The sequence below is a fragment of the Veillonella sp. ACP1 genome (assembly GCF_000286635.1).
Taxonomy (GTDB): Bacteria; Bacillota; Negativicutes; order Veillonellales; family Veillonellaceae; genus Veillonella; species Veillonella atypica.
In genome coordinates this window covers 22957-37651 of the sequence record NZ_ALKL01000011.1, presented here as the reverse complement: position 1 = coordinate 37651, position 14695 = coordinate 22957, and the positions used below count along the sequence as shown (strand labels likewise).

General features: G+C 41.3%; 9 protein-coding genes. All 9 read left to right on the top strand.

Going from position 1 to position 14695, the window contains the following annotated elements:
• Positions 1-238 precede the first annotated feature (238 nt).
• The 9 genes from HMPREF1151_RS05355 to HMPREF1151_RS05315 all read left to right on the top strand — a co-directional run bounded on the left by HMPREF1151_RS05355 (position 239) and on the right by HMPREF1151_RS05315 (position 14644).
• On the top strand, positions 239-1447 hold the full coding sequence (locus HMPREF1151_RS05355; protein WP_009661334.1) for a helix-hairpin-helix domain-containing protein: 1209 nt from the start codon (positions 239-241) through the stop codon (positions 1445-1447).
• A gap of 848 nt (positions 1448-2295) precedes the next feature.
• A complete protein-coding gene (locus HMPREF1151_RS05350) occupies positions 2296-4608 on the top strand; it encodes an autotransporter outer membrane beta-barrel domain-containing protein (RefSeq protein ID WP_009661341.1) in 2313 nt (770 codons plus the stop codon).
• Positions 4609-5611: 1003 nt separating this feature from the next.
• Positions 5612-6268 (top strand): hypothetical protein, encoded by a 657-nt coding sequence (locus HMPREF1151_RS05345; protein ID WP_009661329.1) that lies wholly within the window; start codon positions 5612-5614, stop codon positions 6266-6268.
• A 318-nt stretch (positions 6269-6586) separates the two neighbouring features.
• Positions 6587-7732, top strand: a complete 1146-nt coding sequence (locus HMPREF1151_RS05340; RefSeq protein WP_009661350.1) for a glycoside hydrolase family 3 N-terminal domain-containing protein — start codon at positions 6587-6589, stop codon at positions 7730-7732.
• Between the two features lie 193 nt (positions 7733-7925).
• Positions 7926-8951, top strand: a complete 1026-nt coding sequence (locus HMPREF1151_RS05335; RefSeq protein WP_009661328.1) for an ATP-binding protein — start codon at positions 7926-7928, stop codon at positions 8949-8951.
• A gap of 273 nt (positions 8952-9224) precedes the next feature.
• Positions 9225-9956 carry a sigma-70 family RNA polymerase sigma factor gene (locus tag HMPREF1151_RS05330; RefSeq protein WP_009661321.1) on the top strand — a complete coding sequence of 244 codons (732 nt, stop codon included), beginning with the start codon at positions 9225-9227 and terminating at the stop codon, positions 9954-9956.
• 180 nt (positions 9957-10136) lie between these two features.
• The gene (locus HMPREF1151_RS05325) at positions 10137-10739 is read left to right on the top strand and encodes a hypothetical protein (RefSeq protein ID WP_009661375.1); all 603 of its coding nucleotides are present in this window, start codon (positions 10137-10139) and stop codon (positions 10737-10739) included.
• Between the two features lie 33 nt (positions 10740-10772).
• Entirely contained in the window at positions 10773-12146 is a 1374-nt protein-coding gene (locus HMPREF1151_RS05320) for a YadA-like family protein (RefSeq protein ID WP_009661371.1), read from the top strand.
• Positions 12147-12412: 266 nt separating this feature from the next.
• Positions 12413-14644, top strand: coding sequence for an S-layer homology domain-containing protein (locus HMPREF1151_RS05315; protein WP_009661330.1), 2232 nt, complete (start codon positions 12413-12415; stop codon positions 14642-14644).
• Positions 14645-14695: the final 51 nt, after the last annotated feature.

Genomic DNA, 14695 nt, shown 5'->3' with positions numbered 1-14695 from the left:
TTAGAACAGGTGTGTTCTAATTAGTAAGATAGCCTGATATGGTCTCTCCAGAAATAGAACAGGCCTGTTCTATTTTTTAGGAGAGGTATTAAAGGGTCCAGGCAATACTACAGGCCTGTACTAATTTTCAGATGAGATATTAATAGAACAAGGCCTTACCTCTAGAATTAATATACCCTCTCGTGATATATTACAGATAAGTAGTGTTTTTACGTTTATATGTATAAGGAGATACTCTATGTTTCGCTTTCAAAGTGAGTTATTATTACGTTTACAGAAACAATTTGTATCTGAACATGAGGCTGAATTCAAATCTATTGAGGATTTGATAGAAGCATTTATGACTCAATATAATCGTGGTGATTTTAATGATACGATAGAAATGAAATTACGTGATTTATACGAGGCTGCAAAAGAGGCTGATACGACTGAGGAATCAAAGAAATTGTACAATAAGATTCTTGCGTTATGTCCTGATGAAGTAGATGCTAAACGGGAACTTATAGCTCTTGAGTTGCATCCAAGTTTTCAACTTCATCAGCTAAAACAGCTAGTAGAATCGTTGAAAAAACCTAAGAAAATGGATTGGCATATAATCGAGGCTCGTCCTTATATGCGCTGCCTCATCGACATGGGGATGATATATTTAGAATACAATATGTATAATGATGCAATTGCATGCTTTACTCCTGTCTTTCACGGGGACAAACAAGATCATTCAGGATTCCTTGTGTACATGATGGTTGCTTGTTGTGGCGCGGCCGACTGGAATCGTGGTCGCAAGGTATATCAACGCTATTTCGCATGTTGTGATGATATACAAAATGCATTTAATCAGGCGCCGGATATCATGTTGCCGATGCATATGTTGTATATTTTATTGGCTTTGCAGTGTGGTGAAAGTAAGGTTGCCCATGATGTATTAGCAGACCTTGTTGACGAATATGAAGATATTGATTGGTTATTACAAGATGCAACGCGGTGGAACGATTTTGTGGAAGACCATTTAGAGACCATTATGTATATGGTAGACCAAGTGATTGATATAGATTTTGATCCACGGGAATTAATAAGCTTATATACTACTATCTCATTTTTACCGACTCAATTGGTGAGTTTTGAAAGCCCATTATGGCAGACTTTATATGATGCGTATGAATGTGTTACCGGTCTAATTGTTGTGAATCGGTACTCTAATGATAGCTATATAGGAAAATGCGAGACAGCTCATATGAGTACCGTAGAGGTTACTAAAGGCGGGGCTGTGCGTAGCAATCCGGTATATGACAATATACGGTTTGGTGCACAAATTACACTTTCACAAGCTGGCCTATACACAGTAGCTGATTTTAAAACAGTTACTAAACAAGAAGTATTGATGCTACCAGGCATTGGTAAAAAAACGGTGGAACAACTAGAGCATAATGGTGTTATCTTTAAAGCCTAATATATTACCTATAGTATTGCCTATAATCAATATTAATAAATTATTACAGGGCTGTATTAATTTATAAAACATCATATATTTATTAAGTTCATTCGAATTTGACGATATATATAATTATCTTTATAATATAAGAAGATAGTCAGACGAGTAGATCCGTCAGGCTCATCTCAAGAAACAGAAAAGTGATGAAATGGCCTTTCAGTTACCTAGCTATCCTAGGATAACGAAGGGCTATTTGTCTTTTCCAAGACAAATAAGAGCCACAAGTGAACCAAAGGCAATAACAACAGTCATTACCTCTAGAATTATCATGATTAACTCATAATCACTCATAGAGAATCCCTCCCTCCATTAACGAAGAGAGGCCCAACCTCGCCGACTATCTTAGGTCAATTATAATGCGAACATATGAGTTAAGCAATAAGTATCTATAAATACAGATATACGAATTAAAGGAAAATTAGAGTCTTGATGATAAAGATACATTTGTAACTGAATTAGGTGGACTTATTAAGGGGTTTTTACATTACTACAGGCGTGTAGTAATTAGTAAGATGAGGCTGATATAGTGTCTTTAGAATTAGAACAGGCGTGTAGTAATTAGTAAGACGAGCCTGATATGGTGTCTCTAGAATTAGAACAGGCCTGTTCTAATTTTTAGGAGGGGTATTAAAGGTCCCAGACAATACTACAGGCCTGTACTAATTTTAAAAAGTATGTTAATGGAATCAACAGATAGTACAGGTCTATACTAATTTTATTTCTCTCATATTTACAAACGACAAACTATAAATTATAATTTAAGATAATTTATAGTTTATTTATACTGTGAGAGTGAGAGGATTTTTATGAGACATGTAAGTAAAGCAAAGCTATCGCTAGCTGTGGCACTGGCGATTGCTGGATTTGTAATGCCTAATATGGTGGTAGATGCGGCTTATACCGCTCCGTATACTGATAATACAGATTTTGTAGCTAACAGTGATGATATGATACGTGTATTCCCAGAATACGATAAAAATATATCTTCTATAGTAGCGAATGGTGGTATGGTTATTATTGAAGATGGGCGTTCTCATATTGGCTATGGTCATAGTGCATTTGCTACCAGTAAAAATGGTGGTACCATTACATTGAAAGAAGGTGTGTATTATTCTGGCAGCGTGAGTACACCTGTTGCTCTTGCTCAAGGCGGCGCAATTAATATAGGTGTTCAGGACCAAGGTGGCCAGTTTACGGGTGATAAAATATTCGTTGAAGGCGATGTTATAGTTAAAAATGATCCAATTCATAGCTCAACCATTAATATCGGTATAGATGGTGAGGAATCCAATTGGTCTGGGCTAGCTTTCAATTTATCTGATGAAAATAGACGAAATTTTAATAATATCAATGTGTTCCTTGGTGAAAGAGGGGCTTGGGAGCTTTTGTATCAAGGCGGCCTTAGTGGCACTAACCTTGATAGCAGTACTATGCCTAGTCGTGTGCATCGACTCGTTGGCTCTACGAATCGTAATTCTCAAAATATGGTAGAGCAAAATGAGCATAATAAACTCTATATAGATAAGCTCGAAGGCCATGTGAATTTTATATATGATCCTAATGATGAATATGCAGATACCGAGGATCCAGAATATACACCGCCGACTACAACATATAATGGTTTAACGGCTGATTCCTTCTGGGGTGGCGACATTCATATCACAAGTGCAGCCCCTAATTCTGGCGCTCATCTATACACCAGCCGTAAAGGACTAGACTTGTCTACTGAGGATAATGTAAACAAGGTTTTAGATAATCTTGCACATAAGGTGTATTACCATAATTATGTAACTGGTGAAAGAAACCTTGAAGGCACAGTAGCCATTGCTTCTGAAGGTGCTGAATCTGGACGTATTAAGGTAGTAACATCTGGCTATGCTAAAGAAGGTGCTATTACATGGCAAGCTGACCAAAATGGTCAAGGTAAATACGTGTACGGCAATACAACAGTAACCCCAGCACCGCATCCAACTCCGTCACCAACACCGGCGCCACAACCGGCACCGCAACCAACGCCGGCTCCAACACCACAACCAGCACCAACGCCGGCTCCAACACCGCAGCCAGCACCAACGCCGTCACCAACACCGCAACCGGCACCAACACCGGCGCCACAACCTGCACCAACACCAACCCCAGCGCCACAACCGGCACCAACACCAACGCCACAACCTGCACCGCAACCAGTGCCACAACCGGTACCAACCCCACAACCTGCGCAAACAACGGCATATGATACTCCTCATATGCGTGGCGCTCGTTCCGCGATTATGAGCAATATCAATGGCTGGCGCACATTAACAAATACTTACCGCCCTCGTGCATTGCAACAAGGCGCAACAACAGGTATTTGGGCCCATATCGGTGGCGGTCAATATAGCTATGATACACAAGGTATTGATACCGACACAACCTATACACGTATTCAAGGTGGTTACGACGCTAAAACTGGTAGCGGTTGGACCGTAGGCGGTCAAGTGTCTTACCTTCGTGGCCATGATGATTATGTGTTCAATGGTTCTGGCAAAGAAAAGGCCTTTGCTGTTGGCGCCTATGGTTTGAAAGACCTCGGCCGAGATCAATACATTCAACTTGAATCCCAAGTTGGTCGTGTAACGAATACTTTCACAGCTCGTAATGAAATTGGTGAAAGCCTATCTGGCGAAACGAAGGCTAATGCATACACTATCGGTGCTCGCTATGGTAAAACTGTGAAATTACAAAATGGTGTATACATCGAACCGCAAGCACAATTGAGCTATACTCACTTTGGTGGAGATAGCTTTAATGCAGGCACCATGCATGTAGACCAAGCTGGCGTAAGCAGCACTTCTGGCGGTCTTGGCCTTGAGATTGGTAAGACCTTTGGCGCAGGCAGTATCTATACTCGTGTCGGCGTTAACCATGCCTTCTCTGGCTCGGTAAAAACTACATACACAAGTGGTTCTACTGTGAAATCAACAGAACAAGATCTTAAAGGGACATGGACTGACCTTGCATTCGGTGGCCGCTATGGCATCAATGCTAACAACAGCCTTTACGCTGATATTAGCACTGGTTTATCTGGCGACTATAAAGCAGGCTGGTCTGTGAACGCTGGATTTACACATAAGTTCTAAACTATGTTTACCTAAAATAATTTGAAAATATAGTCTATATATAAAATAGCCCCAGAGTACTAATAGCGGTTTATATTAGCTGTTAGTACTCTGGGGCTTTTATGAATATGGTCTCTCCGGAATTAGAACAGGCGTGTTCTAATTTTTAGGAGAGGTGTTAAGGGGGGCACCAATACTACAGGCCTGTACTAATTTATGAAACATTATATATGTATTGAGTTCATTCAAATTTGACGATATATATAATTATCTTTATAATATAAGAAGATAGTCGGGCGAGTAGATCCGTCAGGCTCATCTCAATAAGTACAAAAGTGATGAAATGGCCTTTCAGTTACCTAGCTATTTTAGGATAACGAAGGGCTATTTGTCTTTTCCAAGACAAATAAGAGCCACAAGTGCACCAAAGGCAATAACAACAGTCATCACCTCTAGAATTATCATGATTAACTCATAATCACTCATAGAGCACCCCTCCCTCCATTAACGAAGAGAGGCCCAACCTCGTCGACTATCTTAAACTAATTATAATGCGAACATATGAGTTGAGCAATAAGCATCTATAAATACAGATATATGAATTAAAGGAAAATAAGAATTTTAAATTAGTATAGACCTATATTAATTAGTAAGATGAGTTTGATATAGTGTCTCTAGAATTAGAACAGGCCTATAGTAATTTTTAAGATGAGCCTGATATGGTCTCTCTAGAATTAGAACAGGCGTGTTCTAATTTTAAAAGGGTATGTACGAAGGTTCGGAAATTACTACAGGCCTGTTCTAATTTTTAGGAGCAGTATCAAAGGGGCCCATCAATACTACAGGCCTGTTCTAATTCCAAGTAGGTATGTCAGAGGAACGCAATCTCAGAAAATGTGGTATAATAAGTTGTTAAATCGTATACAATCATTTTTATACTTACATAATCTATCTACCAATAGTATGTATTAATGTATATATATATAGTATTAATATAGGTAGTAATTCATAATGAGGAGGCCTCATGTTTCAACGTATGTGTGCAGTGGCTATGTTTGTAGCAGCGCTGTTTATATCTGTTATACCCAATGCCGATGCTCGGCAAGATATTTATGCTTTCACCTATAATGGCAATAATTGGTATGTGGACCGCGATTCGATTGATCGCAGTAAACCGGACGGGTTGCTACATTTTACGGTATATACTATGATTGGTTTGCGTTATGATGTGGCCAGTGGTAGTGAGTATTACAACGCTGATGTATATTATTACGATCAAAAATTGTCTACCGAAGGTGGTCAGTTATTATATCGCAACCCAGGTATCTTGGCGGCGGCTCGTGTGGCACGTCAACAACCGGATGCGCCTAAACAAGCACCAAAACCAGTGGTAGCACAGCAAACAGCATCTCAATCGATAGCAGCTCAAACGGCGGCTCAATCTGTAGCGCCAACGGCACCGCAACCAAATATCGTCAAGGCTTTATCGACACCGGTTCAAGCCCCTGTACCTGCTAATGGTCCTGTGAAAGTAAACACTCAAATACCTATTGTATTACCAACAGGCCCAGTGAAAAAGGTGGCGGCTAAAACGGTGATGACCTTCCATAATCCATCGAAACAAACGACAGGTACGACATCTGAATCCGATGAAACAGAGGCTAATCGTACTCGTAAATAATCCTAAAAACTGCAATTTAGTCTTATGTATACTGAGAATGTATCAGTTACAGTATATATGACTAGGTTGCAGTTTTTATTTTGTATATATGAGGCTGTCTGAAGAAATCTCTAACTTGTAATCTGTATGCATTCCTTTCTATCAATATGCGGAATTAGCAAATCAGCAGGTTGAAAATTGTGGTCTTCTAATGAGGCATTAATGAAATAGATGGTATATAATAGAATGTATAAAGTGTTAACAATAGACTGATGACTGGGGGGCAGAGGTCTAACCGTAACTTGATTGTATTTGAGCTGTCATAGAGGGTAGAGAGAGATGAAGCAGTTCGTAAAGAGGCTGGCTTGCGGTGTATTGGCAATGGCCATGATAGGCATCCTTGTAGGGTGTAGTCGAGAGGCGCCGAGTGTGACGACAAATTCTGACCGTGCGCCCGTAGGGTATAAGGCGATTGCCGCTATGAATGCGTCGGCTGCGGAAAAGGCGGACCGCAGTGTGCGCACGATGTCACAAGAGGATAAGATTGGTCAGTTAATGTGTATCGGTCTAGAAGGCACTACATTTGACGAGTCACAAAAAGAATTAGTACGTAAATATCGCGTAGGCGGTATTGTATTAGATAATGATAATATGGAATCCAAGGAACAAGTGCGGGCTTTCACAAAAGGAATACGAGACACGGCAAATACGTCGAGCCTCATGATGCCGTTCATCGCCATGAATCGAGAACGCATGCAGTACAGACCTAGCCTGATGCTACCGTGGACGGACCCTAAGCTATTATCGAAACAGGGGATTAATGCGGTGTCGAGTCTAGCGACGCGCACGGCCATTGAGATGCGCGACCTTGGGTTCAATCTCAATTTGGGTGTCATGGTGAATACCCACTCGTTTTACTCGTACACGAGCGATGTGGACCGGGCGGCCCGCATCGGTGAGACCATTACTAAACGCTATGCGGCGAATCGCGTGTTTACGGGATACCAATATTTTCCAGGCGGCGCTGATTACACGGTGCCGGGCATGAAACTAGATGCATCTAAGGCGAGCCTCATGGACGATGATGGTCGCGTATTTGCTCAGCTCATCGATGCGACGCGTGACGAATATCCTATGATTATGGTGAATGCTGTGAAAGTACCCTCTATCGATGCGAATCATCCGGTGAGTCTATCTAAACCGATCATTACAGATTGGCTACGGAATGAACTGGGCTTTGAGGGCGTGGTGATGACCGATGATATCGAGGTCGGCGCTGCTGTTGCTGGTATGTCCATAGAGGATTATGCGGTGCGCACCATCAATGCGGGCAGCGACATGGTTATCCTTTGTAAGCATGCCAAGCATATCAAGGCAGTTCACGATGCGTTAACACAGGCTGTAGAGAATGGAACCATTTCCGAAGCACGGCTTGATGAATCGGTGCGCCGCATCATGCTCATGAAATTTAGCAATGAACAGTAGAGTAAGCATATGCTTTCAAGAATAACATATTAAACATACAGAAACTCTTTTCTCATCAGGGAAAAGAGTTTTTTATGTGTAAAAAATGAATTTATTATCTATTTGTTAAAATTTACAAGATATATTTTATAGTTTATTTAAAATATGATATAATAAACTCCTGAGAACTATTTTAAGGGAGGTGAGATCTTATATGAAATGTAGTAACCATGAGGTGGTCATTGACGCCATAATGGAACTATACAATCAGGATCGCATGGAAATGAGTGTTGTACACGGTCCTTACAGCGTTGGTAAAACGTATATCGCTAGACAGTTACAGGCTCGATTAGGCAAGGGTCATACCATATATCTGCTTGGACGCTTGGCGAATGAGTCCATTCATATTCGATCAATTGAGAGAGAACTAAAGGTGCCATTAGGGTCTTTTAAGACCTTAGAGGATGCATTGCGTGGCGTTTTTCAAGCAAGTCTTGACAAGCGGATCATGCTCATCATAGATGATTATCCTTCATTTGTGGATACGGTTCCACAAGCGCCTATCATATTGCGTGACTTGATGGAAACCTATCGCGACCATGGCAAAGTATTCGTACTTCTCATGGGAACCCATGTGGACGAATTAAAAGGGCGAATCTTAGGCGAATCAAGCTTGATTGCAGCCTACATTCATAATTATTTCAAGGTCAATCCGTTCACACTTGATGATGTGAGAGCATTAGGTTGGGACTATACGGATGAAGATATTGCTAAGCTATACCACGTAACAGGCGGTATGCCGGGGAACCTCGTGCATATAGATCCCGCCTTATCGGTAGATGAAAATATGGTGCGTCTATTCTTCAGACCACAAGGCATATTATGTACGGAACCACAACGATTACTTATGCGCTACATTCGTAATGTAGGCGCCGCTAATGCGATTCTCTATGCGTTAGCACAATTGGATAAGCCGTTCTATACAGAATTATGTCATGCCAGTGAGCTTAAGAGTGGTACCTTTGCAACCCGTATGGCCGACCTCTTAGATATGGAAATTATTGGACGTATTCAAGGTGGTAGCCGTGGTCCATTGCGTTACGCAGATTACCATTTTGTGAATACTATGTTCCAATTTTGGTACCAGTTCGTGTTCCCAAATCTCGAGGAAATCAACTGTGGTCAAGGGCAATATATTTACGATACCATTGCAAAACCTGTGCTAGATACACTCGCTTAATACAATCGTTTTAGTGAAATGAATTCGAATTCGTGCGACTTGTAATTGATTCGAACTTGCTCACTGTACAACGATCGATTCAAATTCATGTAGCTATGTAAAATTGATCTAAATTGACGTACTTTTCTGAAATAGGTTTGTAATTATACACAAATACATATGTAACAACAAAAATTCCGCTGTAAATGTATGCATTTATGGCGGAATTTCTCGTTTGTCTAAATACTCATTTGGGTGTATATTCCAAGTAAGCCTAGGCAGAAAGGAACGAATATGAAGGTAAAGCATGTGGTTTGTCCCCAAAAGGTATTACAAGCGGTGACAGACCTTAGTTTAGTGCGCGTCTGCCAAGAACGTCGTGTATCAGTGCTCAGTACGGAACGAGCCGTGTGGCCCATCGAGGAATTGACTATCGATGCGGCACAAATCGAGCTATGCCGGCGCTATCGGCCGCTCATCATGCGGTATGCAACCCGATGTAGTACGGCTATGCTGACGGATGACGTCGAATCATTTCTGTGGATCATCTTTATCGAATCCATCTATAGCTTTCACACATCGGGAAAGGTACCATTTTCAGGATATGTGAAAGCAGCCATTCATTATGGTTATCTTAATTTTTATAAACAATCAGCTCATCAGTGGCGCCACGAGTTGACCTTGCCCCTATGTACCGGTGATGATGTATCAGAGCCAGCGATGGATCAGTTCCCTAGCGATGTGGATATTGAACGAGATATTGTCGGTACGGTAACAGAAGACGAATTGCGCAATCGTCTGTGGTCTGCTTTCAGAAAACTGCCCCGGCAGCAACAACAGTTATTGTATGCCCTATATCGAGATGGCAAGAGCTGCGTAGACATAGGCTGTGAAACACATCAGTCTAGACAGGCTGTGCAACAACGCCATAAAAAGGCCATCGACCAATTGCGGTACTATATGATGGTAGCGGATAACAAAGAATTCGATATTCAAGATATGCAAAATATGCATAGTTATAAGTAATTTTAAAAAACTAAAATATTTTTTAATTTATATATTTACAGTTTGTAATTATAGGTATACAATTAACTCATAAGTGCTGCTAAAGCACCTACTATAACACGTGTTATTTATAAGCTTTTACAAGAGGAATTCCTTATTTTATTACTGACTATTTATTAATCTTACAGAAAGGTTAAGATAATGTTGAATACAACGTGTGCAAATGTAAGTAATAACGAATCAATTTCTTGTAATCCAAATGCAATATATGGCGATGTAGATCACCATATATGTTGCTTGATCCCAATCTATATTGACGGCGGTGATTGTACCGCGTGTTACTATGTAGATGGTCGGCGTGAAATCATCCATAAATCCATTAAGATGGTATTGAGAGAAGTAGCGCACCACGAGGGAGTTCTAGCAAACGGCATTCAATCGTCGAGGCGGTCAAAGCCGATGTATACGGACCCTAGAACGATGAGTCCGAACATGACTTTTGCGAGCCTGAAATCGCGCAAACCCATCGGGCGTGATGTGGTATATGGTTTATTCAACGTTATCATTCCATTTCAATACCGCATTGAGCCAGGACCAGAACCACATACAACGTATATCATCATAGGAGACTTTGATCCTATACTCGTATTTCATTCCCCTGACCACGTGCAACGCAAACTACGCGATGCTTTGTTAGAACATCTAGATTATACGAAACGGATACTCGCCAAATTGAGTACCTGCGGGAACCCTTATGTGGTGGCTGAAATTTATGGTGCCTCGAGAACGCTAGCGGGAGTATAGCAACACATTTTGAAAGTGTGGGAGGGTCGTAATATGAATTACGCAACAAAATTATGTATTGTTTCAATGATGAGTGTGTTTAGTGTATCGTCTATAGGCTTGGTGCAAGCCGCTGATACACCTATTGTTTCCGCTGGTGGTGCAGCCTATAATATCGGACTACAGGGTGCTTCTTTCACCAATTCGGATAATGTATCCTTAGGTGGTCAAGCTGGGGCAACCAACAGTAATCCATATTCTCATTCAGGAGATCCAAATGCAACGGGTAATAACATTGCCATTGGTCGTGTAGCATTGAATGGTTCTCAAGGTGGTGGGAACGTCGCATTAGGTGCTAAAACATTTATGGAAGGCAAAGGAGACTATAATTTCTTAGGTAACTTTGCGGCAGGCTTTAAATCAACTATTTCTGATACAATTGCTATCGGTGCTTTCGCCGGTTCTAATGCTAAGGGGAATAAAAACGTATGGCTTGGTGCTGGCCAAGCGGGTGGCAGCACAGGTAACAATACAGTGTTGATTGGCTCTAACTCTAATGTAAATGGTGATTTCAACTATGGCATGGGTCATGGCGTTATTTTTGAAGGTAACAAGAATTCTGCCATAGGTGCATACAACAAGATTGAAGGTGACCAATCTGGCGCCTTTGGTGTAGGTACGTATAATGTGGCCACTGTTAAGGGGGATAACTCCTATAGCATAGGTAACAAGAACGAAATTGGTGCCAATAACACATTCGTAATGGGTAATAATGTGAAAACATCCCTAGATAATGCAGTTGTATTAGGTAATAATTCCACTGCTGAAAGTAGCGATGTGGTGAGCACTCCAAGCTACACTTATGCAGGTGGCACCGTTAACTTTGCCGGCACTGCACCGGTATCCACCGTATCCGTAGGCGCTACCGGTCAAGAACGGACCATCACTCATGTAGCGGCAGGCCGCGTAAGCGCGGATTCTACAGATGCCATCAATGGTTCCCAATTATATGGTGCAAATCAACAAATCGATAATCTATATAACAAAATTAGCAACATTGGAAAAGAGGCCAATAAAGGCGATGCTCGTGCTGCGGCACTAGCTGCATTACATCCAATGCAATTTGATCCAGATAATCGAGTACAAGTGATGGGCGGTATTGGCCACTACAAAGATGCCAATGCGCTAGCCCTCGGTGTGGGGTATTATCCAAAGGAAAACTTGCTCCTCACAGCCGGTGCTACCGTTAATGACCACATCATGGCCAACCTTGGTGTATCCTATAAATTCGGTGAAAACAAAACGCTACAAAAAATCTCTCCTGCGTCCTATAATGCTCTCGAACAACGGGTTGATACATTGGAGGCTCAAAATAAAAAGTTACAAGAAACAGTAGATATGCTCGTACAAAAATTGAATAACAGATAATATTGAGATACTCAGATAGCTGTATAATATAAACAGATCATTCATAAAAACCTCAGTATATAAGCGGATAGTTAGTCCATTGCGATTAGCTATCCGTTTTTTATTATATTAATTATCTTATAAATTTGTTAATAAATTAAAGATAATTATAAACAAACTATTTACAAATGTTTAAAATATGATAATATAATTCATGTAAACATCATGAATAAATGATGAGTGAGAGATCGTATTATGTATTTGTTTGTAAATGGAGAGGGAAGATTATGAACAAACGGAAACGCTTATTGGCGATATTGATTAATGGTATGTTGTTATCCAGTTTATGTGTGGCTAGTGCAGCGGATGTTACGGCAGGTGCTGGTAATGGTGTTGCTTATGGGACAGGTAGCAATGCGCCAAAGATTGAAAACGTAGCAATTGGTAATGGTGCTAAGATTGGGTATTCTAATGGCGCCAGTGCCGCTACAGGAGATATCGTAGTCGGTAATGGTGCTAACATCAATAACTATGCTAGCCAAGGTGGTAGTGTTGCAATCGGTAAAAATGCAAAGATTGAAAATATGGCTGGTGGTGTTGAGGCTAGCTTTGCATTAGGTCAAACAACCTTTAGTGGTAATTGGTTCTCTTCTGCAAGAATTCCGTCGGATCCAACAAAGGTAGTAGGTAGCGTAGCAATTGGTGACAATACATTTGCTCGTACTGGCAGTACTATGATTGGTTCCCATAACTATAAAGGTAATCTTGGTGATACCACAGTAGATACAGCGACTACTCGTAAAGATGCATTGAATGCGTATGCCACTACAGTAGGTGCCAATAGCTTTACTAATGGTGCATTTGCTACTAATACAGGTACTTATAACATTATTTCCAGTGGATATAATGGTGGACGTATGGCAAATCCTGTTAAGAACTTGGGATCCACTATTAATGGTTCTTTAAATAGCATCGAATCTAAAACAGCTAATAACTATTACTCTGGTATTGCTAATAGTATCGTTGGTACAGCAAACCGAACTTTCAATTCCAATGGTTCTATTATCATGGGTGCTGGTAACGAAATTACTAATTCCGTTACATCTATTTATGGTGCACCGGAGGATGGTGGCAATTCTGCGAAGGAATTAGCTGGTAAATTCCGTGAAGCCGTAAAAGAATCTAACGGTGGCGGCGCAACGATGGCCTTTGGCGGCGGTAACAAAGCAGACTACACATTGCGTACAGCTATGGTTGGTATTAACAATACTGTAACAGGTGCTAACCGTGCTGAAAGCGCAGACAACCTTGTTATGGGCGTAGGTAATACTGCATCTAATGTACAGCATTTGACTGCTATCGGTTCTAAGAACACCGTTTCTGATGCAAAGAATACGATTATCGTCGGCGATAACCGTACCGTAACAGGTGCTAATCATGCTGTTATTATCGGCTCTAGCGACAATGGAACGACAACAGCAGTTCACGATGCAGTGGCCCTTGGTCATAACACAGACGTATCCACCGAAGGTGGTGTAGCACTTGGTAATGGTTCTAAAGCAACAGTAGCGGCCGGTGCAGTTGGTTATGATATCCTTACTAACGCGCCATCTACCGATACATCTGCTACCTGGAAATCCACAGCATCTGCTGTGTCCGTTGGTGATGTAGCAAATGGCGTAACGCGTCAAATTACATCCGTTGCGGCTGGTACAAATGATACTGATGCGGTAAACGTGGCACAACTTAAACGATTACATGACATGATATCCGTGAATGCATACAATACTGTCAACGTTCAAGGGGATGTAACGAATCTTAAAAAAGATGTATCCCGCTTAGATAAACGCGTTAATAAGGCCGTAGCTGGTTCGGCTGCCTTGGCGGCCCTTCATCCGCTCGACTTTGATCCAGATGCAAAATGGGACTTTGCGGCTGGCTATGGTCATTACCATAATGGCAATGCTGCTGCACTCGGTGCATTCTATCGTCCTAATGAGGACGTTCAATTGAGCGTAGGTTCCACTATAGGTAATGGGGAAACTGTTGTGAATGCAGGTCTTTCTGTGAAAGTCGGTGCTCATAGCAATGTATCTCGTTCTCGCGTGGCCATCGGTAAAGAAGTGTTAGAACTTAAGAAAACCGTAGCTCTTCAAAATGCACAAATCCAAAAATTGACAGCCCTCTTAAACGATGTGGCAGGTACGCATATGAAAGCAGACCGCACTACATTATTCCCAGATGTGGCTAGCAACCATTGGGCATATGAAGCAGTGAGTGACCTATCCCGTCGTGGTTTAGTAGAAGGATACCCAGATGGTACATTTGGTGGTAATCGCTTGTTAACTCGCTACGAATTTGCAGAAATCGTATACCGTGCCCTTCAAAACGGCGTACAAGTAGACGAACAACTGGTAACAGAATTCAGCCCTGAAATGGCATTGTTCCGCGTTGACACAGTGGCAAAAAATAGCCAAGGACAACCGACAATTGAACGAGTTAGAGTGAATAAAAAATAATATATAGAGAAAAAACTGATACGAACTCTAGCGATTAGTAGTAGTGTTTGT